The organism is Hymenobacter sp. (genome assembly GCF_035709525.1).
Taxonomy (GTDB): domain Bacteria; phylum Bacteroidota; class Bacteroidia; order Cytophagales; family Hymenobacteraceae; genus Hymenobacter.
Genome location: NZ_DASTEP010000117.1, coordinates 20,394 through 44,412, shown reverse-complemented (window position 1 = coordinate 44,412; position 24,019 = coordinate 20,394). Strand labels below are relative to the sequence as shown.

General features: G+C 62.1%; 21 protein-coding genes. 6 read left to right on the top strand and 15 right to left on the bottom strand.

Annotated features, from left to right (window positions below; genetic code table 11):
• Positions 1-40: 40 nt before the first annotated feature.
• Positions 41-475 carry a hypothetical protein gene (locus VFO93_RS09865; protein WP_325134200.1) on the bottom strand — a complete coding sequence of 145 codons (435 nt, stop codon included), beginning with the start codon at positions 473-475 and terminating at the stop codon, positions 41-43.
• A gap of 77 nt (positions 476-552) precedes the next feature.
• Positions 553-1,368 (bottom strand): 3-methyl-2-oxobutanoate hydroxymethyltransferase, encoded by an 816-nt coding sequence (gene panB / locus VFO93_RS09860; RefSeq protein WP_325134199.1) that lies wholly within the window; start codon positions 1,366-1,368, stop codon positions 553-555.
• 181 nt (positions 1,369-1,549) lie between these two features.
• On the opposite strand from panB, the gene VFO93_RS09855 reads away from it, so the two are divergent.
• Both VFO93_RS09855 and VFO93_RS09850 read left to right on the top strand, forming a co-directional pair.
• Positions 1,550-3,037 carry a TlpA family protein disulfide reductase gene (locus tag VFO93_RS09855; protein WP_325134198.1) on the top strand — a complete coding sequence of 496 codons (1,488 nt, stop codon included), beginning with the start codon at positions 1,550-1,552 and terminating at the stop codon, positions 3,035-3,037.
• Positions 3,038-3,200: 163 nt separating this feature from the next.
• Positions 3,201-3,641, top strand: coding sequence for a hypothetical protein (locus VFO93_RS09850; RefSeq protein ID WP_325134197.1), 441 nt, complete (start codon positions 3,201-3,203; stop codon positions 3,639-3,641).
• 48 nt (positions 3,642-3,689) lie between these two features.
• On the opposite strand, the gene VFO93_RS09845 is transcribed toward VFO93_RS09850, so the two are convergent.
• The 9 genes from VFO93_RS09845 to VFO93_RS09805 all read right to left on the bottom strand — a co-directional run bounded on the left by VFO93_RS09845 (position 3,690) and on the right by VFO93_RS09805 (position 16,617).
• Positions 3,690-5,609, bottom strand: coding sequence for a LysM peptidoglycan-binding domain-containing protein (locus VFO93_RS09845; RefSeq protein WP_325134196.1), 1,920 nt, complete (start codon positions 5,607-5,609; stop codon positions 3,690-3,692).
• A 255-nt stretch (positions 5,610-5,864) separates the two neighbouring features.
• A complete protein-coding gene (locus VFO93_RS09840) occupies positions 5,865-6,233 on the bottom strand; it encodes a nuclear transport factor 2 family protein (RefSeq protein WP_325134195.1) in 369 nt (122 codons plus the stop codon).
• A 132-nt stretch (positions 6,234-6,365) separates the two neighbouring features.
• The gene (locus VFO93_RS09835) at positions 6,366-9,266 is read right to left on the bottom strand and encodes an outer membrane beta-barrel protein (RefSeq protein ID WP_325134194.1); all 2,901 of its coding nucleotides are present in this window, start codon (positions 9,264-9,266) and stop codon (positions 6,366-6,368) included.
• A 171-nt stretch (positions 9,267-9,437) separates the two neighbouring features.
• A complete protein-coding gene (locus tag VFO93_RS09830; RefSeq protein ID WP_325134193.1) occupies positions 9,438-10,079 on the bottom strand; it encodes an O-methyltransferase in 642 nt (213 codons plus the stop codon).
• Between the two features lie 37 nt (positions 10,080-10,116).
• The gene (locus VFO93_RS09825; RefSeq protein ID WP_325134192.1) at positions 10,117-10,566 is read right to left on the bottom strand and encodes a YDG/SRA domain-containing protein; all 450 of its coding nucleotides are present in this window, start codon (positions 10,564-10,566) and stop codon (positions 10,117-10,119) included.
• Positions 10,563-11,501: a YDG/SRA domain-containing protein gene (locus VFO93_RS09820; protein WP_325134191.1), complete on the bottom strand. Its 939-nt coding sequence runs from the start codon at positions 11,499-11,501 to the stop codon at positions 10,563-10,565. Before VFO93_RS09820 ends, VFO93_RS09825 begins: the two co-directional genes overlap by 4 nt.
• Positions 11,502-11,508: 7 nt before the next feature.
• Positions 11,509-12,747 carry a pitrilysin family protein gene (locus VFO93_RS09815; RefSeq protein WP_325134190.1) on the bottom strand — a complete coding sequence of 413 codons (1,239 nt, stop codon included), beginning with the start codon at positions 12,745-12,747 and terminating at the stop codon, positions 11,509-11,511.
• A 126-nt stretch (positions 12,748-12,873) separates the two neighbouring features.
• Entirely contained in the window at positions 12,874-15,504 is a 2,631-nt protein-coding gene (locus tag VFO93_RS09810) for a M1 family aminopeptidase (protein ID WP_325134189.1), read from the bottom strand.
• Positions 15,505-15,549: 45 nt separating this feature from the next.
• Complete coding sequence (locus VFO93_RS09805) at positions 15,550-16,617, bottom strand: glycosyltransferase family 9 protein (RefSeq protein ID WP_325134188.1); 1,068 nt, start codon at positions 16,615-16,617, stop codon at positions 15,550-15,552.
• A 186-nt stretch (positions 16,618-16,803) separates the two neighbouring features.
• Here VFO93_RS09805 and VFO93_RS09800 point away from each other — a divergent pair, with 186 nt between their 5' ends.
• Positions 16,804-16,935: a hypothetical protein gene (locus VFO93_RS09800; protein WP_325134187.1), complete on the top strand. Its 132-nt coding sequence runs from the start codon at positions 16,804-16,806 to the stop codon at positions 16,933-16,935.
• 325 nt (positions 16,936-17,260) lie between these two features.
• Here VFO93_RS09800 and mdh read toward each other — a convergent pair whose 3' ends face one another.
• The 3 genes from mdh to VFO93_RS09785 all read right to left on the bottom strand — a co-directional run bounded on the left by mdh (position 17,261) and on the right by VFO93_RS09785 (position 20,843).
• Positions 17,261-18,208 carry a malate dehydrogenase gene (gene mdh / locus VFO93_RS09795; protein WP_325134186.1) on the bottom strand — a complete coding sequence of 316 codons (948 nt, stop codon included), beginning with the start codon at positions 18,206-18,208 and terminating at the stop codon, positions 17,261-17,263.
• 157 nt (positions 18,209-18,365) lie between these two features.
• Positions 18,366-19,385, bottom strand: coding sequence for a UDP-N-acetylglucosamine 4,6-dehydratase (inverting) (gene pseB, locus VFO93_RS09790; protein WP_325134185.1), 1,020 nt, complete (start codon positions 19,383-19,385; stop codon positions 18,366-18,368).
• Between the two features lie 135 nt (positions 19,386-19,520).
• Complete coding sequence (locus tag VFO93_RS09785; RefSeq protein WP_325134184.1) at positions 19,521-20,843, bottom strand: glycosyltransferase family 4 protein; 1,323 nt, start codon at positions 20,841-20,843, stop codon at positions 19,521-19,523.
• Between the two features lie 91 nt (positions 20,844-20,934).
• Between VFO93_RS09785 and VFO93_RS09780 the strand changes: the two genes are divergently transcribed.
• The 3 genes from VFO93_RS09780 to VFO93_RS09770 are packed head-to-tail and all read left to right on the top strand — an operon-like array spanning position 20,935 to position 23,351.
• Positions 20,935-21,336: a hypothetical protein gene (locus tag VFO93_RS09780; RefSeq protein ID WP_325134183.1), complete on the top strand. Its 402-nt coding sequence runs from the start codon at positions 20,935-20,937 to the stop codon at positions 21,334-21,336.
• A gap of 21 nt (positions 21,337-21,357) precedes the next feature.
• Positions 21,358-22,728, top strand: coding sequence for a signal recognition particle protein (ffh, locus tag VFO93_RS09775; protein WP_325134182.1), 1,371 nt, complete (start codon positions 21,358-21,360; stop codon positions 22,726-22,728).
• Between the two features lie 23 nt (positions 22,729-22,751).
• Positions 22,752-23,351, top strand: a complete 600-nt coding sequence (locus tag VFO93_RS09770; protein ID WP_325134181.1) for a Uma2 family endonuclease — start codon at positions 22,752-22,754, stop codon at positions 23,349-23,351.
• A 75-nt stretch (positions 23,352-23,426) separates the two neighbouring features.
• Here VFO93_RS09770 and VFO93_RS09765 read toward each other — a convergent pair whose 3' ends face one another.
• Complete coding sequence (locus VFO93_RS09765; protein ID WP_325134180.1) at positions 23,427-24,014, bottom strand: WYL domain-containing protein; 588 nt, start codon at positions 24,012-24,014, stop codon at positions 23,427-23,429.
• Positions 24,015-24,019: the final 5 nt, after the last annotated feature.

The following is a 24,019-nucleotide window of genomic DNA, read 5'->3' as shown; positions in this document are numbered from 1 at the left end:
TTCTAAAAGAGCTAAAGGCCAGCGAGTGCCAACTTGAAATTCAAAGCCCTATGTCGCTTTTGAAGCTGCTGATGCTTGATTTGCCCGCCGCACTGAACCCAGCAGCAGCTTGAGGGATTTGCAGCGACGAATGAGCGTAGTTACATTCCAGACAGATGCTTACGTGCGCTTTTGGTACACTGCCTTTATAGAATACGATGCCAAGCCGAGGGATGAAGCACATCATAACCGGCCCGCCGTAGGATGCCTTATCGCACAGAATATTCGTAATCCGGGCTGCTTGCGGGCCTGTCAGCTGAACCTGCTTATTGATGCTTAACGCAAGCTTTCCTTCGGCGCTTATAATTTCCTCTTCCTCTCCGTTGTAATCGTAAGCCACGGCCCTATCAAAATCAAGCCGCGAAAACACGTTGCCGGGGCTCATCCGAACGTGGGCTACCTCGCTGTGCGAACAGGAACCAACCATCAGCAGCAAGACTAAGGAGCAAAGCCTCACTGGCCCGCTTTTTTCGCATTTCATGCTGAAGCTGGAAAGCTGGCGATGAAAAGCCTCTAATACCCTTCCTCCGCCGTCGGGAAGTCGCGGCTCTTTACGTCGGCCACGTAGCGCTGCACAGCGTCGGTCATGATGTCGTGCAGCTCGGCGTAGCGGCGCAAAAAGCGCGGCTTAAACTCCTTGGTGATGCCCAGCACGTCGTGCACTACCAGCACCTGCCCGTCTACGTCGGGGCCGGCCCCGATGCCGATAACCGGAATGGTCAGCTCCTCGGCCACGCGCTTGGCCAGGGCAGCCGGTATCTTTTCGAGCACTAGCCCAAAGCAGCCGATTTCCTGCAACAAGTGCGCGTCTTCAATAAGCTTCTGCGCCTCAGCTTCTTCCTTGGCGCGCACGCTGTAGGTGCCGAATTTATAGATGCTCTGGGGCGTGAGGCCCAGGTGGCCCATCACCGGAATGCCAGCCGTGAGAATGCGCGTGATGCTTTCCTTTATCTCGGCCCCGCCTTCGAGCTTGAGGCCGTGGCCGCCGCTTTCTTTCATGATGCGGATGGCTGAGCGCAGGGCCTCGCTGCTGTTGCCCTGGTACGAGCCAAAGGGCATATCCACTACCACAAAGGCGCGCTTCACGGCGCGCACCACGCTTTGGGCGTGGTATATCATTTGGTCGAGGGTGATGGGCAGGGTCGTTTCGTGGCCCGCCATCACGTTGGAGGCCGAGTCGCCCACCAGCAGCACATCCACCCCGGCGCCGTCCAGGATTTGGGCCATCGAGTAGTCGTAGGCCGTGAGCATCGAGATTTTTTCGCCCCGCTGCTTCATGGCCAGCATCTGGTGGGTGGTAACTAGCTTGACTTCTTTGTGCTGCGACATAACCGGAAAATTGCGGAGGAGGTGCGGGGTAAAAAGGCCGCAAAGCTGGCGACAATTTTTGACTTGCGCCGGCCTAGCGCAAACAAGCCCGGCGGCTTTTTGTATGATAAACCACTGAGTAGTGCAGGTATATGAGCGGAAAGTACTATTTTAGCCGCTTGCTAGTCGTATTATTTACCCTATGTCTTATTTGAAAACGCTGTGGTGGCTCGTGGTGGTGGTGCTGGCGCGCGCGGCCCAGGCGCAGAGCCCGGGCGGGGCCGAGCTGCGCGGGCACGTCGACAACGACATCGGCAGCACGATTAATATCAGCTGGCTGGCCCAGCCTTTTGACACGCGCGAGCACGTGGCGCGCGCCCACACCAATGCCCAGGGCGATTTTCAGATTCGCCTGCCCATCAGTGGCCCTACCCTGCTACAGCTGAGCTACGAAGGCGAGGAAGCGCCCCTGTTTCTGGAGCCCGGCCAGGCCGTCGCCATTCGCTTTAATGCCGACAACGTGGCGGCCTCGCGGCACTTTACGCCCCTGCCTGGCAGCCCCGACAAGCACGCCGCCAACGCCAACAACTACCTGCGCGAAGCGGAAACCAAGTACACCGACAACGAGGCCTACCAGGTGCTGCCCGACAACATCAACCTGCTGGAAAAAGCCTTTTTGTCGTTTCTGGATTACCGCCGTAGCCACGAGCTTAATTTATTTCGGCAGGCCGACCGGCGCGGGGCGCTCACGCCCGCCTTCGTGGCCTTTGCCCAGGGCGAAATCAACTACGCCTACGCCAACGACCGCCTCACCTACGTGGACCTGCGCGAGCAAACGGCCGGCGATTTGCAACGCCTCACGCTATCGGCCGGCTACTACGATTTCTTGGCCGATAACACTCTGGTGCCGGGCAATGAGAGCGTGGTGAGCAGCCCGCACTACGAAGAGTTTTTGCTGAACTACGTGCACCACCAGGTGCGCAGCCAGGGCCGCCAGCCCACCGACCCCGACTACTACCCGGCCTGCTACCAGCTGGCCGACCAGCTATTGAAGGGCCCCGTGCGCCCCGTGGTGCTGGGGCGGGTGCTGCTCGAAACCTTCCGGCTGGGGCACGTGGCCCACGCCCAGGCCCTGCTGGCCGAGTACGAGGCCACCGGCCGGGCTCCGCGCCGCTGGGCCGAGCAACTGCGGGCCGCCCAGGTGGCCAGCGCCACGCTCGCTATCGGCAGCCCCGCGCCGCCGCTGCCGCTACGCACTACCACCGGCGACTCGCTCAGCCTGGCCACTTACCGGGGCAAGCTAGTGTACCTCATGTTCTGGGACTCGCGCTTTCCGGCCAGCCAGCACGAGCAGCCCTACCTCAAGGAACTGGTGCAGGTGCTGAGCGGGCAGCCCATCGTCGTCGTGAGCGTGGCCCTCGATGAGCAGCTCGGCAACTGGAACAAGACCGTGGTGCAGGCCACGCCGCCTCCGCCCGGCGTGCAGGCCTACGTGCCTGCCGCCCAGCAGGCCGCCGTGCGCCAAGCCTACGGCATCAATAAGCTGCCCGCCGCCGTGCTGCTGGCCGAAGACGGCACCATCCTCGACCCGCACCCCAAGCGGGTGAGCAGCCGGGCGCTGCAAGACGACCTGAAGCGCGCCATCGGGCGGGCGGCGGCCTACCGCGCCGTGGTCGTAACTCGATTGTAGCGCAAAAAAAGCGCTGGCCAGGCTCAGGTGTTAATTGCTTGTTGATTAGCCCGTAGTAGCAGGCTGTGCGCATCGGCAGCCGATGCTCCTAGCGCCTTAAAAGTTGAGGTTAGCGTATGCCCCTGCATTCGTTTAGGCTACCTCACTTTTTCCGCCCGCTTCTGTGCCAGCTTCCCGCAACGACGACATCACCATTATCGTGGAGCCCAGCTCCGGTATTTTGCGGGCCGTGTGGGCCCGCCCCCTGCTCACGGCCGGTCTTATCGACTCTTACTACCACCTGCTAAGCGAGGCGGTGCGGGCGGGCTGCCGGTTTTGGCAGGTCGATTTGCGCCTGCGCATCTGGCCGGCCGCCACCTTCGGGCACTGGCTAATGAGCACTTTCGCGCCGCTGGCCACGCAGCACCTCGGGGGCCCGGTATACGTGGCCGGGTGGGTAGGCGACCAGCACAAAAGCCACCTAGCCGAGCCGCTTACCTTGCACATGCGGCAGCAAATAGCCGAGATAGGCTTGCACGTGGCATTCTTTGAAAAGGAGCCCGATGCCCGCGCCTGGCTAGTGCGCCAGCAGCAGGCCGAGCTGGGTGCACCTGGTTGGCTTTAAGTGGTTAATTATCAATTATCAAATGTCAGCTAGCCCGCCCCGCGCTGCCTAGTGGATAGGTACGCGCAGTACTTCGCCCACGCGCAGGCTCGGCTCGGCTCGGCCGTTGCTGGCTTGCAGCTCAGCTACCGAGCAGCCGTAGCGCCGTGAGATGTTGAAGAAGGTGTCGCCTACGGCCACGGTATGGGCATAATAGGTATCGGCCTGGGCCTGGGCCACCGGCGGCGTGCTACTGCCAGAACCCACGCGCAACACTTGCCCCACCTGGAGGGCCGCCGTGGGCGAGAGGTTGTTCCAAGCGGCCAACTCGGCGGGGCGCACGCCTAGGCGGCGGGCCACGCCGTACAGGGTTTCGCGCGGGGCTACGGTGTAAGCCGTGCCGCTGGCAGCAACTGGGCGAGCGGGGGCGGGCGTGTTTACGGCTACCGGCACCGCAGTAGGCAAGGCCACCGGCCGCGCCGGGCGAACCACCGGCCGGGGAGCCGGGACTACTACCGCCGGGGTGGCCACCGCTACCGGCCGCGCCGGGGCGTTCGGCAAGCTTAGTACCGGCGCGCCGGGCACCTCGGTGGGCAGCTCGTTGATGGCGGCTATTTCCTCGGCCTGCTCGGCTTCTGCGGTTTCCTCTATTTCTGCGGGCTCTGGGGCCGGCGCTACCGGGCGCTGGGCCACTACCACCGGCGCGGGGCGGCTGCCCGGCAGGGCGCGGTACTCGGCCGCCACGTTGCGGGGGCGCACGTGGGCCATCCACAGCACCAGGCCCGGCTGCACGGCCTCGCCCACGTGCAAGTGGTTGTAAGCCATCAGGGCGTGGCGCAGTACGCCAAAATGCTGGGCAATGGCCGTCAAACTTTGGCCGGGGCGCACGATGTGGTATTCCTGCTCGGCCGCGTCGCGCTTGCGCTCGAAGAAATAGGGCGAGCCCGGAATCAATAATTCATTGCGCGACAGCTCGTTTACTTTCATAAAAAAGCCCTCGCTGGCCCCGCCCCGCGCCGCCAGCGAAGCTGGCGTGTCGCCGGGCTGCGCGATGAGCGCGCGCAGGCCATTGATAGTTAAATAACTGGTAGCCACTGCCACCGTAGGCGCGGCGGCCGGGCGCTGGCCCCGGCGCGGGGCTGAGCTGCTGGTAGCCAGCAGGGGCGGGGGAGTGGCCGTGCCGCCCAGCGGCACAAGCAACGTGTAGGTGCGGCCGTTGGTGGGCACCTTCGAGGCGAGCAGCCAAGGGTTGAGACGGGCCACGGCGGTGGGGTCTACCGAGAAGGCAGCGGCTTGCTGGCTGAGGCTGAGGCCGGGCGTGGCGGGCACCTCGCGCCACGGCGTGAAGGGCACCGTGTGTTGCGCGCAGGCTGGCTCAAACACCACCTTCTGGGCAATAAAATCGAGGATGTAAATGCTGCTGCCGGCCGTGATGCTCATGCGCGACGCATCGGCGTCGGAGGGGCGGGTGTAGGGCTGCACGCCGCTGATACCCAGGTTGTAGCTGAGTAGCGTGTTGACCCAGTTGTGCAGGCTACCGTTGCTGCGCGTGAGGTAGCGGGCGGCGGCGCGGGTGCTGGCCGTAAGGTGGCGGCGCTCGTCTACCTGGCGGTCTACTACCAGGCCGTAGTCCAGCGCGGTCTCGCGCTTAAACTGCCAGTAGCCCACCGCGCCGTGCTTGCTTTCGGCGTTGCCGTTCAGGGCGCTTTCCTGCAATACCAAGTATCGAAAATCGGCCGGCACGCCCTCCTCGGCCAGCACCTTGTCCACGAGCGGAAAGGCCGACTCGGCCAGCGCGATGCGCGCTTCGAGCGAGGCCTGGTGCCGGCACAGGCTGTTTACCTTGGCCTGTACCAGCTGGCGGGCTTCGTAGTCGAGCGTCAGGCGCAGGCCCATCACGTCGATGGTCGCGGGTACGGTAGGTGGGGCCACCGCGAGCGCCGAGCGGCTCGCCAGCCCCAGCAGCAGTGCCGGGAAAATTTTTTTCATACCAAGAAGCCAGCCAGTGATTTCCCTCGCGGGAATTGGCAAGATACTATTAAAAAATGGGCCGGTGCAGCGTAGCCGTCCGCCCCGACAACCCAGCCATACGCAAAACCGGGCGGCTGGGTGGCCGCCGCCATCGGGGCCGCCCCGGCCCTGGTTTGTCGTGGCTTTGGCATCTTGCTCGCCTCCCGAGGCCGCCGAACCTACTGTTGCCCAGCTCAAACCGCCGGTACCGACGTAGCCAGTCGCTCCGTTTTGTTAGGCGGTTTCGGTGTTGGGCGCCACCTGCTCGATGTCCATTTGCTTGAGTAAGCCATCTTGCAGGGTATAGAGGTGCCTTACGGGGCCATCGAACAGCAACTGCCCTTGCTTATCGTGCACCACCTGATGCACGGCTACCTCCAGCCGGCCATCTTCCCGCTCCCGGATAGCCGTGGGCTCCACGTGTGGGTCCAACTCCTGCCACTGGCGCTGCCAGTAGGCGCGCACCTCGTCGTGGCCCGTGGCGTAGTCGCCCTCCCAGGCCCGCGACCAGCGCACCTGCGGGTGAAAAGTAGCCAGTACCGCCGGGATGTCGCGGGCGTTAAAACCGGCGTAAGCAGTGTGAATGAGGTCTTGCGGTGTCATGCGTAGTTAGGAAAAAAGGAAAAGGAAGTAAACCAAAAGACGTTGGCCCCGAGGCCTGAGATGCTCCAGCAAGGTAAAGCTGTTTCTCAGGCCTCGGGGCCAACGTCTCGTATTTAACAGATTAAAAGCCGCCTAGCCGCCGGGAGGGCCGCCAAAGCCACCACCGGGAGGCCCACCACCGCCCGGCCTACCGCCGCCACCTGGCCCGTCGAAGCCGCCGCGCCCGCGCCGGCCGCCTTCGGGGCCGCCTTCCTGGTTGGTGGGCAGCGTCATATTGGCCGAGCGAATGTTGTAGGTGAACATCAGCATGAAATAGCGCTGTAGCACCGTGGTTTGCACATCTTCCACGTAGGCGGCCGTCACGTTGCGCTGGATGGCGCGGTTCTGGCCGAGCAGGTCGAAGGCGTAGAGCTTGATTTCGCCGCGCTGACCGGGAAATACCTTCTTGCCAATTGAGGCGTTCCAGAGCGCGTAGTTTTGGTTGTAGGCGCTGCTCAGGCCGCGATAAATCTGGTGCGCTACGTCGGATTGTATTGAGATACCCGGCCCTACTATCCAGCTCAGGCGCAGGCGCGTAATCTGGCTGAAGTAGTTGCTGTTCAGACGCGTATTCAGCGTGTTGCGCACGAAGCTCTTGGTCGAGTTCGACGACAGCGTGAAGTCGAGCCGCTCGCTGATATTGCTGCTCAGCGTGAGGCCGCCCGTCAAGGCCGGGTTGCGGGCGTAGTTGAGGCGGCCGTTGACCTCGCCCGGCGTCTGGCTGTAGCTACCACCCAGGCTGGCGTTGGCGTTCAGTTTCTTATTAAAAAACGGCTGCCCGTAGTTGGCCAGCGCGCGCAGCGAGTACTGCCCTTGCAGGTTGATGGACTGCGTGAGCTGCCCGGCGGCCGGCAGCGTGATGGCCTCGGGCGCATTCTGAGGCACAAACGTGGTGTCGCGGGCCGCCACGATGGTGCGCGTCGAAATCGGGTTTTGGGTAAAAGACCCGGACAGCAAGCTGAAAAAGCTGCTCGACCGCTCGGGGTTCGACGCCGTGTAGCGCGCCACCAGGCTGTGCTGGTACTCCTGCTCCAGCTGCGGGTTGCCGATAGTCAGCTGCAAGGGGTTGGAGTTGTTAACTACCGCCTGCAACTGGTTGATGCTCGGCGCGCTGGTGTTGGTGCGGTAGAACACGCGCACGTTGTGCGTGCGGTCGGGCCGGAACATGAGCATGGCCTGCGGCAAAATGTTCCAGAACGTGTAGTTCACCGGCCCATTCACCGGGAAAGTCTGGTCGCCGCGCAGCTGGGCCACCTGCCCGGTGAGGCCCACCGAGGCCTGCACCTTGCGGTTGTTGTAGCGGTAGCTCAGCCCGCCGCCCTGCGTGAGGTAGTGGTTGTTAAAAACGTTGCTCAGCGCCGTGTCGAGGCGCGAGTAGCGCTGGTCGGCCGCTTCAAAATTGTAGGTGCGCTTGTCTGAGTTATTGGGCGCGTAGTTGAGCGAATAGTTGGCTTGCAACTGCGACTGCTGGCTCAGCGGCTCGGTATAAGCCAGGTTGCCGCCGATGTTGCCGCTGTTCTGCGTCAGCTGCGACTGCTGGTTGAGATTAGTAGTCGTGCTGGCCGTGCGCAGCAGCGTCGAGCCCTCGCGGTCGGTGTACGAGCCGTTGAGGTTGAGCGAGATAGTGCGGCCGGGGCGCTTGCCCAGGCGGCGGCGCAGCAGCAGGTCGCCACCGGGGTTAAGGCCCCGGTTATTCGAGTTATACAGCGTGTTGATGTTGCTCAGCACGGTGCCCGCGCTCGACGTTACCCCGTCGAGCGAGCGGCCAGACTCATTCTGCTGCCACGACAAACGCGGCCGAAACAGCAGCGACGTGGCCGAGTCAATCTGCTGCTCAAAGCGGAAGTTGGCCCGGTGGTTATAGTTGATGCTATTCGAGAGCGAGCCCTCGCGGTAGAGCGTGCCGTTGGCGTTGGTAAACTGCCGGTTGGTGCTGCTGCTGAGCGCGTTGTTGGAGCGGTTGAAGAAGTAACTGCCCGTGAGCTCGGTTTTTTTCTTGTTCCACGAGTTTGAGTAGTTGAGGCCCGCCGCATTGGTGTTGCTGATGCCGCCGTTCTGGCTCACCAGGAAGTCGCCGCCGTTGCCCCCGCCGCCCCGGCCGCCGCCCCCGCCCACCACGCCCAGCAGGTCGTCGGTGCCGAAGTTCTGCTCGTTCACGTTGTTGCTTTGGGCCAGCACCGTCACGCGGCGGTTTTCGTGAAAGTCGTTGAGGTTCAGGCTAGCGCGGTAGCGCGTGCCCTTCACGCTCTCGCCGCCATTGGGCCCCACGCCGCCCACGAAGCGCCCAAACTGCCCGTTGCGAAAGGCGGGTTTGGTAATGATGTTCAGCGTCTTCTGCGTGTTGCCGTCGTTGAAGCCCGAAAAGCGGCTTTGCTCGCTCATCTGGTCAAAAATCTCGACCTTATCGATGGCGTCGGCGGGCAGGTTTTTGAGTACCGCGTCGGGGTCAGTGCCGAAGAAGGGCTTGCCATCGACCAGCACCTGCTGCACCTGCTCGCCCTGGGCCTGGGTTTTGCCCTGCGCATCAACCTGGATGCCCGGCATCTTGTTGATGAGGTCGCCGGCCGAGGCGTCGGGATTGACCTTGAATGACTTGGCGTTGATGCTGGTAGTGTCGCCGCGCTGCACCTGCACCACCTGGCCGGTTACTTCCACGGTTTTCAGCACCGTGCCGCCTACTTGCAAAGCCAGGTTGCCCACGGCTACTGGCTGCCCGCCGGCGGGCACCGTGAGGGCCTGCTGCTGGTCTTTGTAGCCGATAAACGAGGCCGTGAGCAGGTAGCGCCCCGGGGCCACGTTGTCGAGCTGAAATGAGCCATCCTGGCCCACGGCGGTACCCGTTTTCACCGAGTCGGGCAGGTGCGTGAGCACGATATTGGCCCCGATGAGCGGGCTCTGGTCTTTGCCATCGAGCACCTTGCCGCGCACCGGGCTTTGGGCCTGCGCCGCCACGGCCACCAGCGAGGCCGCCCCCGTGAAAAGTAAAAATCGCATAGAAACAGAAAGAAGAGTAGGGTAGGGGTTTGGGAGTGTTGGGGTTTAGGTACTGGGTTTTAGGTGTTGGGTATTGGGTTTTAGGTGTTGGGTATGTAATTAATGAAAAGGCTAGCGATTAATCCCAAACATCCGACACCCAGTACCTAACACCTAATACCCAACACCTGACTACACCCGGCGCAGCAGCAGCAGCCCGTCGCGCACGGGCAGCAGCAGCGGCACCACGCGCGGGTCGCGCTGCACCTGGTCATTAAAGGCGCGCACGGCCCGCGTATCGTGGTCGTTGGCCTTCAAGGGGTAGTCGGCCAGCGCTTTCCCACCCCAAAGAACGTTGTCCACGATGAGCAGCCCACCCGGCCTCACCTGGTTTATTACCAGCTCAAAATACTGGCCATTGTTAATCTTATCAGCGTCAATAAAGACCAAGTCCCACACTTCGCCGACCAACCTGCTCAAAACATCGCGCGCCGCGCCGATGTGCAGCGTCACGGCCGCCGCCAACCCCGCCGCCGCCACGTAGCGCCGGATGCGGCTTTCGCGCTCGGGGTTGATTTCGATGGTATGGATATGCCCACCTTCGGCCAGCCCCTCGGCCAGGCACAGCGTGGCGTAGCCCGTGAAGGTGCCGATTTCGAGCACCCGCCGTGGTTTTAGCAAATGCGAGAGCATACTCAGCAGCCGGCCCTGCCAGTGGCCGGTGGCCATGCGCGGCATCAAAAGCTGCAAGTGGGTTTCGCGCCAGAGCTGGTAGAGTAGCGGCGGCTCGGGCTCGGAGTGCTGCTCGGCGTAGGTTTGAATGGGGTCAGTCATGAAAAAAGCTAATGGCTATCAGCTGTTAGCTAATAGCTTAGATAAACGGCTCCAGCCGAAAGCGATACACCCGAAAGCCCGACCGCCCCGGCCCATATATGTGCGCTACCACCCGCCACAGCCCCTCGTAGCGAAACTGCCAGTCGCCGCCCGGCGCGATGCGCCGAAATACGCGCACTGGCCGCCCGGTTTGCTGGCTGCGCAGCAGGGCGCGGTTGCGGGGCGTAAGTGTCTGGTCGGCTATTTGGCGGCCGGTTTTGGCGTCGCGCCCGCCGTGGCCGGCGTACCAGAAATAGGCTTCGTGAATTTCGTCGTCCTCGTACTGGTCGGCCAGCACAATGCTTTCCGCGCCCTCGGCGGCCGTGGCGCACACGCCCGCCCGACGCGGCCGGTGCTGCTTTAATAGGGAGAGTTCAAGGCGTGAGTGAAAAAGGTCGCCCGGTCGGGCACTGCCGACGTGGCCGAAGGGCGGAATCGACTTGTTCACAGCGCGCTCTCTTCCGCCTGGGGCGCGTAGAAATGCGCCCGGTGATACGCCAGAAAATCAGCCCCGATAAGGTGCTTCTTGTGCTGCCGGAGCTGCCCCGGCAAGCCGAGTAGCGCCCCGTCATCGGCCACGCCAAAGCTGCCCAAGTCGAACAATACGTGGTGATTAGGACACAAGCACAGCACGTTGGCCAACACATCAGGCCCGTGGTGCGGCGCGCCCAGCGGTCGGATGTGCGCCGCCTCGGCATACGGCCCGGCCGCGCTGCCCAGGCGCACGCCGCATGCTTGGCAGCGGTAGTCGTGCAGCACCTTTACCTGGCGCGTTACGGCCGTATCGCGCACTAGGCGCAGGGTCGTGGTTTCGCGGCGCGGCGCGGGGCCGTAGGCTGCCGCCGGCTCTTGGACTTCATTTTCTGCCGCAAACAGGGTAGCCTTAGCACCCGCTGCCGCCGGGGCTGCCGCAGGTTCAGCGGTTCCGGACTGCTCAGGTATAGCTTCCAATCGGAAGCGCCACACGCGATGCCCCGACTTGCCCGGCTCGGCCCAGTGCCGCACGATGCGGTAGAGGCCCGCGTAGCGGTAAAACGTGCGGCCAGCTTCCGTCACCTTGCGCGTCACGCGCACGGGCAGGCCCAGCACGATGTTGCGGGCCAGCTCGCGGTTGGCCCCGGTCAGGATTTGGTCGGCTACCTGCTGGGTGGTTTCGGCGCTGCGCCCGCCCCGGCCGGTGTAGATAATGACCGCTCCCAGGTCTTCGTCGTCTTCGTAACCGCCTGATAGCACGATACTTTCGGCCCCCTCGCCCTGCCGGGCGCTGATGCCCGCCTGGGTTTGGCGGTGCACGCCCGCGCCCCACAGCTCCAGGCGGTTGCCAAACTCGTGGCCCGGCGCGATGCCCGGCATCGGGCCAAAATGAGGCGGCGACTTCGACATGGTAGCGCTATTTGCCCTCCGGCACGTATTGCAGCAAACTCAGATTATCCTCTGTCAAAATATCATTCGCCAGCTCGCGCAACTCGCTGGCCGTCACAGCTTCGATGCGACCAAAAATCTCGCTCAGCGGCTCGATGCGGCCCAGGTCGAGCGTGCTCTTGCCGAGCAGCTGCATCAGGCCCGAGTTGCTTTCCTCGCTCATGGCGAGCTGGCCCATTAGCTGGTTTTTGGCCACGTGCAGCTGGCTGAAAGTCAGCTCTTTCTCGCGCAGTAGCTTCAATTCTTTTTGCACTAGCCCAAGCGTGCGGTTCAGCTGCTTGCCTTCAGTGCCGAAGTAGATGCCAAACAAGCCCGTGTCGGTATAAGCCGAGTAGCTGCTGTCGATGGTGTACACCAGCCCGTATTTTTCACGCACCGCTAGGTTGAGGCGCGAGTTCATGCCCGGCCCACCCAAAATGTTATTCAGCATGAAAAACGGGATGCGCCGCCGGTCGGTAACGGCGTAGGCCGGGCCGCCCAGCAGGCAGTGCGCCTGCGAAATGGGCCGCGCCTCGACTTGGCTTTGTCGCACATAGCCGCCAAACGGCAGCCGCGGCCGCGCCCCCAGCCGCGCTGGAATAGGGGCCAGTAGCTTGTCGGCCAGCCGCTTTACTTCCTTGAATGGTAGATTACTCACCGAGCTGAAAATCAGCCGGTCCGTCCGCACATTCTCGTCGTAGAAGGTATGGAAATCGGCGCTTTGAAAGCCGCTCACGCTTTCGCGGGTGCCCAGAATATTGACGCCCAGCGGGTGCTTGCCAAACACGACGGTATCGAAGTCGTCGATGATGGCGTCCTCCGGCGCATCCTGGTACATGCTCATCTCTTCCAGAATCACGCCGCGCTCCTTCTCCAGTTCGCGGCCGGGGAATATAGAGTTGAACGTGAGGTCGGTAAGCAACTCAAATGCCCGCTCGAAGTGCGTGCTCAACAGCGTGGCGTAGAAGCAGATTTTTTCCTTCGTGGTATAGGCGTTGAGCTCGCCGCCCACGGTTTCGAGGCGGTTCAGGATGTGAAACGACTTGCGCTTGTGCGTGCCCTTGAAGGCCATGTGCTCCCAGAAGTGCGCCAGGCCCTGCTGGTGGTCTTTCTCATCACGCGAGCCGATGTCGAGTAGAAAGCCGCAGTGCGCGATTTTGGTGTGTAAAACCTGCTTGTGCAGCAGGCGAATACCGTTAGGATACTCGTGAATTTCGTAGTCTAGCATTACTACCTATAAGCAAAATAAAGCCGCAAAGTTCGGGCCTGTAGCGCGGACTTTTAGTCCGCGAATAAGTACAGAAGGTAGGCCGCGATAACATCGCCCAATTCGCGGGCGGACTGAAAGTCCGCGCTACATCTTCTGCGCCCGCATCAGGTCATCGGCCGCCTGCAACAGCTTGAGCCGCAGCTGCGGATTGTAGCTACTCGCCGGGTGCGCCGCCAAAAACGCTTGCACCGTGCGCGCCGCCGTGGCCGAGCGGTACGCACCCAGCGTGCCCGAGAGCCACGCCGCCGGAAAAAAGATGTCGCCCGTAGCTTGAATTTCAGTCAGTAAATCCAGGCTGGCGGGCAAGTATTTCTCCGACGTGGCCTGCCGCAGCGGGTGGTGCAGGTAGCCGAGGGCCGAGGCTACCCAGGCTTCCTTTTCGCGGTTTTTCTCGTCTTTGAGCGAAGCGAAGAACTGGTCGCGCACGGCCACCTCGGGCGAGAGCGCGGGCATCAAAAACTCCAGCCGCTGGCGGCGGTCCACGTTCTTGATGCGCGCTAATTGCTCGGGTAGAATGGGTTGCGGGGCGCGGTAGTCGCGCACGGCCAGCGCCAAAGCCAGGCTGGTGTAGTCATCTTCGGTCAGCTTGACCTGGGCCGGGGGCTGCTGGGTTTGCCATATTTTATAAAGCTGCGCCTGCGCGGCCGGGCTCAGGGCAATGCTCTGGTAGGCCTTGAAATACAGCTTTTGCGCGCCCGGCGTGCGCTGCGCCAGCATGGCTTGCCACAGGGCGTCTTCGAGGCCGGGGGCGCGGGTAGCGCGGGTGGTCGCGGGCGTGAATTTCCAGAAAATATCGCTCAGCTGATTGGTCAGGAGCTTGATGTTGAGCTCGTTGGTTTCGTGAGCGAGCTGCTGTTGGTAAATGTCAAGTAGCTCGCGGCTCGCGCCGCGCGGGCTGCTGAGCATGTTTTCATACAGCGTGATGTAGAGTGCCGCCCGCACGCTGGGCTGCTCGTGCAGCAAGCCCTTGTCGGTGAGCGCACCCAGGCGGCTGGTGAGGCTGCCCGACACCGGAAACACGCCGTAGCCCAGGCCGTGGTAGTTGAGCAGCGCCACGGCGGGCAGCGGCTGGCCCACGGCCCAGGGCACCGCCACGGTGGCCTGGTCGGAGCTCACGTCGCCGAGCTTGAGCAGCTGGCCGGTGGGCGACACCAGCGCCACATCGAACCGCTGCGGCCAGATGCGGGCTGACCCGTCTTCAGCGTGCTGGTGAATAAGAAGTTCCGTGATTTTGCCGGCCTCGCCCCGCACTTCGTAGGTGAATACCGGCCGGCCCGGCTCGTTCACCCATACCTGGTTCCAGGCAGCGAGGTCGGCGGGCGTGTGGGCGTCCAGGATGGCGATGAGGTCGGGCCAGGTAGCGTTGCCGTGGGCATATTTCTGCAAGTACTCGCGCACGCCGGCCCGGAAGTTTTCCTCGCCCATCAGCCCCTCCAGCTGCCGCATCATGATGGGCGCTTTGTGGTAGATGATGCTGCCGTAGAGCGAGCCCGCATCCTGCAAATTGGGTAGCGCCTGCCGGATGGCATTGGCCCCCGGCGTGCGGTCGACGGCGTAGGCGGCGGGGTAGTGGTCGGTCAGAAACTTGAGCAGCTGGTCGTCGCTCTGGGCGCTGCCGCTCATTTTATCGGCCATAAAATTGGCAAATACCTCCTTCATCCACACGTCGTTGAACCAGCGCATGGTCACCAGGTCGCCAAACCACATGTGGGCCGTTTCGTGGCCGATGAGGTTCTGGCGGGCCACCAGCTGGTCCTTGGTCGCGCCATCATCGAGAAAAAGGCTGGCCGCCTTGTAGTCGATGTTGCCCACGTGCTCCATGCCGCCGTACTGAAAGTCGGGGATGCTCGTGAAGTCGAACTTCTGAAACGGGTAGGGCAGGCCCGTGTACTGTTCCATAAAAGCCAGCGCCTCGCCGTGCAGCCGAAAAATGGCCGGCACGCTCAGCCGGATTTTGGTCGAGTCCGTTTCGCGGTGGTAGAAATTCATGGGCCGCCCGCCTACTACCTGGCGCAAGGGCGTGAACTTGCCCGCCGCGAAGGAAAACAGGTAGGTGCTAATGGAATCGGAAGGCGCGAAGCGGTGGGTTTTGCCAGCGCCCGTGCGCAACGAGTCGCGCAGCGGCCCGTTGGCTACCGCCTGCCACGTGGCGGGCGTGGTGATGCTGAGCGTAAAAACCGCCTTCAAATCGGGTTGGTCGAAGACCGGAAACACCGTGCGCGCGCGGTCGGGCACGAGCAGCGTGTAGAGGTAGTCGGCGTTGCGGTTTAGCGACTGGTCGCCGGCCGTAAAGGTGATTCTGACCTCGTTGCGCCCCATGCGCAACGCGCTGGCGGGTAGCACGAGGTGCTCGTTGCGGTAGTCGATGGCCACCGGCTGGCCATTCACGGCCAGGCTGTGCAGGTGGTCGGCCGGGGCTTTAAAGTCGAGTTGCAGCGGCTGGCGGTTGTCGCGCAGCGCGAACGTAATCGTTTCCTCCGCCCCAATGGGCTGGGTTTTCTCGCTCGGAATGTTGAGGCTGAGCGCGTAATTCAACTGGCTCAGCAATTGCTTGCGCGCCTCGGCCAGCGCCTGCGACACGCCGGCTTCGACGGGTAGGGCTGTTATAGCTGGCAACGCGGGCGTGGTAGCGGCTGTGGGTACGGCGTGGCGCTGGCAGCCAGCGGCGAGCAGCAGCCCACCCAGCAGCCAGCCGGAAGTACGAGTAAGAGTCATCGAAAGCAAAAGGTACTGCCAAAAATAGCCCGCATCCGGCCGGTGCTACGGTCGGCTGGCGCGCCACGCCCGCGCGTCGGCCAGCGCGGCCAGTAGCTGGCCGGTTTCGATTTCATGCGCGCAGCGGAAGTGCCCGAGTGGGCAGCGCGCGTGCCCGTGCAGCCCGCACGGCCGGCACGCCAGCGGCCCCGGATGCTCCGCGATGCGCGAAAACGAACTCAGTGGCCCAAACCCAAACGCGGGCACCGTGGAGCAAAAAATGGCGCACACTGGCGCATTCACCGCCGAGCACAAATGCATGGGGGCCGAGTCATTCACGTAGTTCAGCACCGCCCCGCGCAGGAGCGCCGCCGACGCCAGCAGCGAGAGCTTGCCCGATAAATTGACCAGCCCCGGCCGGCCGGCCGCCTGGGCCAGCCGCTCGCAGGCAGCCGTGTCGGGCGGGCCGCCGAGCAGGTACACGGGCAGCGCGGGCGGCAGAGCAGCCAGTAGCTCCAGCCACTTCTCTTCGGGGTACTGCTTGGTAAGCCACACCGAGGTAGGAGCCAGGCAGATATACTCGCCCACGGCGGCGTAGGGCGCGGCGGCAGCCTCATCGGCCGGGGTGGGGTAGAGGCGGGGAGTGAAGAGTTGAGAGTGAAGAGTTAACTCGTGTGGGGAGCTCTTCATGCTCAACTCTTCACTCTTAACTAACCGCAGATTACGGGTTACCTCATGCGTGCCATCGCCAATAACGTGCGGCACGCGCCGCGTGAAAAATCGGCTAAACGGATTCTCAGTAAAGCCCACGCGCTCGGCCGCCCCCGAAAACGCCGTGAGAACCCCCGTGCTGGCGAAGCGTTGCAGCGTCACGACGCGGCTGTACTCGGCTTGCCGGATTTGGCGCAGCAGGCGCAGCAGGTTGGGGTATTTTTGGGTCTTCTTATCCCAGATAAGTACCTGCCGCACGTGTGGATTACTGGCCAAAAGGCCTTCGTTGCCGCGCCGCACCAGCACGTCGAGCGGCCGGCCGGGCTCGTGTTGCGCCAGGTATTCGACCAGCGCCGTGGCCAGGATTACGTCGCCGATAAAGGCGGTTTGGATGAGCAGCGTGGCGGGGGCGGAAGCGGGCATAGGCAGGCTTCAAAGGTAGCTTAGACCGGAAAAAGGCGCATGCCCGGCATAAACGTTTTACCAGCCCGGTGCCGTAAATTCGCTTTATTAACAGCTTCTCAACTACTTGCTACGGCTATGACATCTTTGCTCGTTTCTCCTTCCTCGCCAGCTGAGCTTAAGCTGGTAACGGCGCTACTCAAAAAAATGAATACCGCCACCAAAACCTTATCCGACGAAGAAAAGGAGGATTTGGGGCTGGCAATGCTCCTGCGTGAGGCCGCCGATGCGCCCAAAGTTTCGCGGGCTGCCGTGATGCGTAAGCTGGGGCGAGTGTGAAAACAGCGTTTAATCGACACTTTCTTAAAGACATTGGCAAGTTGCCAACGGCCGAGCTAAAGGACGAAGTAGCTGATATTATTCTGGCGGTAGAAGCGGTCGTTAGCTTCTCTGAAATCCAAAATGTAAAGAAGTTGAAAGGTTTCAAAAATGCGTATTGAATTCGGGTTGGCGATTTCAGAATTGGCCTGTTGGTGACTCAGCAAACCGTGGAATTTGTGCGCGTGGTAAACCGTAAGGATATTTATAAGCTGTTTCCCTAAATAAAAAAACCTCCGCCCAAATAAACGAGGCGGAGGTTTTTCTACTAAAAAGGAGGCTTAAACTATTCGGCCGCCGGGTTGGCGCTCATCTTGTCGAGGGCGTCCATTACCTCTTTCACGTGGCCGCGCGAGGTTTCGAGCAGAGCTTTTTCCTCGTCGTTGAGCTGTAATTCAATCACGCGCTCCACGCCGTTTTTGCCCAGAATAACCGGCGCCCCGAGGTACACGCCGTTGATGCCGTACTCGCCTTGCAGCTCCAGGCACACCGGGAACACGCGGCGCTGGTCGCGCACGATGGCCTCCACCATTTGGGCGGCCGCCGCGCCGGGCGCGTACCAGGCGCTGGTGCCCATGAGCTTCACGAGCTCGCCGCCGCCCACGGCGGTGCGCTGCACGATGGCATCAAGCTCGGCTTTGCCAATAAGCTCCGTTACGGGGATGCCGCCCACGGTGGTGTAGCGGGGCAGCGGCACCATCGTGTCGCCGTGGCCGCCCATGAGTACGGCCTGAATGTCTTTGGGGCTCACGTTCAGGGCCTCGGCCAAAAAGGCGCGGTAGCGGGCCGTATCCAGAATGCCGGCCATGCCGAATACCTTTTCGCGGGGCAGCTTGGCGGTGAGGTGCGCCTGATAGGTCATCACGTCGAGCGGGTTCGACACGACGATGATGATGGCGTTGGGCGAGTGGGCCACCACCTGCTCGGTTACCGATTTCACGATGCCAGCGTTGGTCGCGATAAGGTCGTCGCGGCTCATGCCGGGCTTGCGGGGCAGGCCTGAGGTAATCACTACTACCTCCGAGCCGGCGGTGCGGCTGTAGTCGTTGGTGACGCCCACGGTGCGCGAGTCGTAGCCGATAATGGGTGCTTTCTGCCAGATATCGAGCGCTTTGCCTTCGGCAATGCCTTCCTTGATATCAACCAGCACTACTTCGTTGGCAATTTCACGGGTAGCGAGCACGTCGGCGCAGGTAGCGCCCACGTTGCCAGCCCCAACTACGGTAACTTTCATGGGGTAACGGTGAGGGTGGGAAATAACAACGCCAGCACGTGCCGGCGCGGTAAAAGTACACCCAAAAACCAGGCTAATGTAGCATAAGCTTTAGCTTGTGATGCGTTTAGCGGGTTAGCCCTGCACGTCCACAAGCTAAAGCTTATACTACACGGAGTTACCCTGCAAAGCTGGCATCGACGTGCAGCCGGATTTCCTCCCGAATCTGCTCGGCCGACAGCCACTCGGTATTATTGGCCGAGTCGTAGTGGAAGTTTTCGGGCACGCGCCGGCCGTCGAAATGCTGGATGAACTTATCGACATCCCACAGCGGCGTGGCGGGCACAATAACGTAGTAGCGAGCGAGTTCCACCGTGCTCAGGGCGTCGGTCTGGGTTATCATTTCCTCGTGCAGCTTTTCGCCGGGGCGGATGCCGACTATCTTCTGCTCGCAGTCGGGGCCGATAGCGCGGGCTACTTCGGTGATTTTGTAAGACGGGATTTTGGGCACGAAAATCTCGCCGCCCCAGGCGTGTTCCAGCGCGTAGAGCACGAGGTCCACGCCTTCTTCGAGCGAGATGTTGAAGCGCGTCATGTCGGGGTGCGTGATGGGGAGCACGCCCGTGCTGCGCTGTTGCAAAAAGAACGGCACTACCGAGCCGCGCGAGCCGATGACGTTGCCGTAGCGCACTACCGAGAGGCGCAAATCCCTAGAACCCTTCATGTTGTTGGCCGCCACGAAGAGCTTGTCAGAGCACAGCTTGGTGGCGCCGTAGAGGTTGATGGGGGCAGCGGCCTTGTCGGTACTCAGGGCTACTACGTCTTTCACGCCGCAGTCGAGGGCGGCGTTTATCACGTTTTCGGCCCCGAAAATGTTGGTTTTGATGCACTCCATCGGGTTGTACTCGGCGGCGGGCACCTGCTTGAGGGCGGCGGCGTGGACGATGATGTCCACGCCCTCGCAGGCGCGTTGCAGGCGCTGGGCGTCGCGCACATCACCGATAAAAAACCGGATGGCCGGGTACTGGCTGTGCGGAAACTCCTGGCTCATCTCGTACTGTTTCAGCTCATCGCGCGAGAACACGATAACCCGCCGCACCTGCGGAAATTGCTTGAAAACGGTGCGTACAAACTGCTTGCCGAAGGAGCCGGTGCCGCCCGTAATGAGCAGCGACTTGCCGTTGAGGTCGAGGGCCATTGAGATAGTCTAAGGGGAAACCACAAAAATACAGTGTAGCGTAAGCTTTAGCGAGCGAGCGCAGCGAGCATCTACGCTAGCTGACGTTCGCCAGCGCGGCTGCTCGCTGCGCTCGCTCGCAAGCTAAAGCTTACGCTACACCCGGCTCAGCGCCCGCACCAGCTCAGCCAGCTGAGCCGCCTGCCCGCGCCGCGAGTAGTGCGCGGGCGTGGTATCAGTCAGGTCAAGGTTGGGGCTTTGTTGCCACTGCTGCGCCAGTTGCGCCAGGCTGCTCAGCATCAGGGCATAGTCATCATAAGGCAGCGTCTGGCCGGCCCCGGCTTCGCGCAGCACATTATCAGCATCCGAGCCAGCCGGGCCTACGCACAGCACGGGCTTGCGGGCGGCAAGGTACTCGAAAACCTTACCCGGCAAAATGCCCCGGTTCAGCGCCACGTCGGGAATGGCCATCAGCAACGCGCTGCTGGTTAGGAGATAAGCCACCGACTGCTGGTGCGGCACGAAGGGCAGAAATTCGGTAGCCTCGCCCAGCCCGGCCGCCGCTACCTGCGCCCGCACGCCCGCATCGACCTGCCCCACGAAGCGCAGCCGCCACGGCACCTGCGGGTAGCGCTGCTGCGTCTCGGCAATGGCTTTTAACAAGTTCTCAATGCGATAGCGCGCCGAGATGGTGCCCGCGTGCGTAACGCGCAGGCAGTCGGCCGGTGGGGCCGAGGGTTGCTGAAAATCAGGCTCGTCGTAGCCATTGGGCAGCACTACTATCTTGCCCTTGGCGAGGTCGGGTAGCTTGCGGCGGAAGAGGCGCTCGGTTTCGGGGCTGGTGACGAGCACGGCGTCGGCTTTCGTTAACACCTGGCGCTCGTAGCGCGCGTCGAGCCAGGCGGCGGGCGGCGTGCGGTGCAGGTCTTTGGTGTAGTAAATGTCGGTCCAGGGGTCGCGCAGGTCGGCGAGCCAGCGCAGGCCGTACTTCTTTTGAATCTCCAGGCCAATGAGTTGGGTGGAGTGCGGCGGCGATGACGTGAGCACGGCGTCGAACTTCTCGCCGGCCGCCAGCAGCTTGTCTACCGCCGCCAGCGCGTAGCGGTTCCAGCCCCGGCGCGGGTCGGGCAAAAAGAAATTGCCCCGCACAAAGCGCATGGCCTGCTGCACAGCGCTGGGCTTGCCCTCGTTGGCAAAGCCGCCGTGCGGCACGGCGCGGCCGGTCAGCTTCTGGTACGACTCGAACGGCTCCAGCGTGGCCGTGCGGATGACGCGCACGCCGGGCGGCACCTCGCGCAGCAGGCTTTCATCGCGCACGGGGTAGCTGGCCTGGTCGGGGTCCACGGTTATCACGGTGGGCTCTACGCCCAGCTCGGGCAGGTATTTCACCCATTTCAGGCAGCGCTGCACGCCGGCCCCGCCCGAGGGCGGCCAGTAGTAGGTGAGGACGAGCAGGCGGAGCGGAGCGGAATGGGGCACGTTGGATAGCTGGTTTTTGTTGGCAAAACTACGCGCCCGGCACGGCTAGGCTTGTCGTAACTTTGGCGCTTCCCACACGCGTACTTCTCCCATGACTAACGAGCAAGCCACCGAATTGCTAGCGCTGATGGCTGACCAGATAAAGGCCACTGACCGTCTGAGCGAAACCTTTGAAAAACGGTTTACGCAGCTAAACGAAACCATGCTGAATGGCTTCGTGCGTATGGAAGACAAGTTTGACGCGCTCACTGGGCGCGTTGACCACTTGACGGAAGAAGTGCGCGAGGTGAAAGAAGATATTCGCGACATCAAAGCGGAAGCGCAGGTGACTAACCGCCGCCTCAGTGCCACCTTCGACCAAACCGGCCGGCTTACCGAAGAAAATACCAGCCAGCAGACGCGCCTGCGCCAGCTCGAAGCCGAAGAGCCGACCAATGCCGAGCTGCACCGCCGCGTGTTGGCGCTTGAAGAGCAAATGCGCCGCGCTTCCTAAACTTGCTACTACTCTCTACTTATGTTCGATAACCTCTCCTCCAAGCTCGACAAAGCCTTCAAGACCCTCAAAGGGCAGGGCTCCATTTCCGAAATCAACGTAGCCGCCACCATCAAGGAAATCCGGCGGGCGCTCGTTGATGCCGACGTTAACTACAAGGTCGCCAAAGAAGTAACCGATAAGATTAAGGATGAGGCCATGGGCCGCGACGTGCTCACGACGGTGTCGCCGGGCCAGCTCATGGTCAAAATCGTGTACGATGAGCTGACCCTGCTCATGGGCGGCGAAAAGAAGGACATCACCATCAAGGGCGACCCGGCCGTGGTGCTGCTCTCAGGCCTGCAAGGCTCGGGCAAAACGACCTTTGCCGGCAAGCTCGCCAGCTTCATTAAGAAGCAGAACCGCAACGTGTTGCTGGTAGCTTGCGACGTGTACCGCCCGGCCGCTATCGACCAGCTGAAGGTGCTGGGCGAGCAAATCGGGGTAGAGGTGTACTCGGAGCCGGAAAACAAGAATCCGGTCGAGATTTCGCAGAAGGCCATCGCCTACGCCAAGCAAAACAACAAGAAAGTAGTCATCATCGACACCGCCGGCCGCCTGGCCGTGGACGAGCAGATGATGCGCGAAATCGAAGCCGTGAAACGCGCCATCAACCCCAGCGAAACGCTGTTTGTGGTGGACTCGATGACCGGCCAGGACGCGGTGAATACGGCGAAAACCTTCAACGACCGCCTCAACTTCGACGGTGTGGTGCTCACCAAGCTCGACGGCGACAGCCGCGGCGGGGCGGCCCTCTCGATTCGGGCGGTGGTGGAGAAGCCCATCAAGTTCATCTCGACGGGCGAGAAAATGGAGGCGCTCGACCTCTTCTACCCCGACCGCATGGCCCAGCGCATCCTGGGCATGGGCGACGTGATTTCGCTGGTAGAGCGCGCCCAGCAGCAGTTCGACGAGGACGAGGCCAAGCGCATCAACGCCAAGATTCGCAAAAACCAGTTCGACTTCAACGATTTCCTGGGCCAGCTCGAGCAAATCAAGAAGATGGGCAACCTGAAAGACCTGGTGGGCATGATTCCCGGCGCGTCGAAGATGATGAAGGATGTGGAGATTGACGACGACGCCTTCAAGCCCGTGGAAAGCATCATCCGCTCGATGACCAAGCAGGAGCGCGCCCAGCCCGACATCATCAACGGCTCGCGCCGCCGCCGCCTCGCGGCGGGCTCGGGTACTGATATTCAGCAGGTAAACGCGCTGATGAAGCAGTTTGAGGACATGCGCAAAATGATGCGCACCATGAACAAGATGAGCCAGACCAAAGGCGGCATGGCCCAGATGGCCAAGATGATGGGCGGCATGAAGGGCGGCGGAATGCCCGGCATGGGCCGCCGCTAGGCGTTAATTCACAGGCAATTCTCATGGAAGTCATCACCGATATCTCGCAGCTTGACCTGAGCAAGTCGTACACCTACGCCGATTACCTGAGTTGGAAATTCACCGATTTGGTGGAATTGGTGCGCGGGCATGTCGTTCGCAAAATGTCGGGGCCAGTGACCGTACATCAGCGGTGCTCCATGAATTTTAGTCGCCTGATAGACAATTTCTTGGTCGGTAAAACCTGCCAGGTATTTGCCGCGCCTTTTGATGTACGGCTCTGGCGCAGTACGGGTAATGGCGACGACCAGATACGCACGGTGGTGCAGCCTGACTTATGTGTTATCTGCGACCCAACCAAAATTGATAAGCGTGGCTGCCTGGGGGCACCCGAATGGGTTATTGAAATTATCTCGCCCCGCACGGCGGTGTACGATACCAAAACCAAGTTTGAACTCTATGCCGAGAACGGCGTGGCGGAGTATTGGATTGTATTTCCCGGCGAGCAGAGTATAACCACGTTTGTATTGCATAATGGCGAATACCAGCCTACTGGCGTATACGACGAGATAGGCCCGATACGCAGCCACACGCTACCCGAGTTGCAACTGGAATGGGCCAACGTATTTCAAGGTGTAGCATAGCTCGCTAGTTTTGCATAAAACAAGAAACCCCAGCCGCTCAAGCGGCTGGGGTTTCTTGTTTTACGGCGCTACGGACTATAAGGCCCCCGCCTCGGCGTGCTGCCCTTGCAGCCAGTCGCGCAGGGTGGGCGGGGCCAGCACGGCCACCTCGGGGCCGTAGCTGAGGAGCTCCATGCGCAGGTCGTGGGTGTCGAATACGGTGAGGGTGAGCACGATTTCATCGGCGTTTTGCCGCACCAGCCGCTGGGAGGCGTGCAGCGGGTAGCTCAGCGCGTAGCGCCCCTGCTCGGGCCGGAAGCGCAGCACTACCTCCTGGGGCACCGCCGCTGCCTCGGGCCGGATGATGCCGAAGGCGTGCGCGTAGTAGGTGGCCGCATCGAAGCCGAGCGGCGGGATGAACGCCCGCTCCGACACCACGAGGCCGCTGATGCGGTCGAGGCCGAAGCAGGTGAGCTTCCCGCGCCGCCGGCCCACGGCCATCGCGCCCAGCACGTACCAGCGCCCCCGAAACTCCTTGAGCAGCAGCGGCTCCACGGTGCGATGCCCCGGTGCGTCGTCCCAAAACTTCTGGTACGTGAAATCGACCACGCGCCGGGCCTGCACCGCCCGCAGCAGTGGCCGCAGGTGCTCAAGGCCCAATGGCCGCCGCGTTTCGGGCTGCACAAACG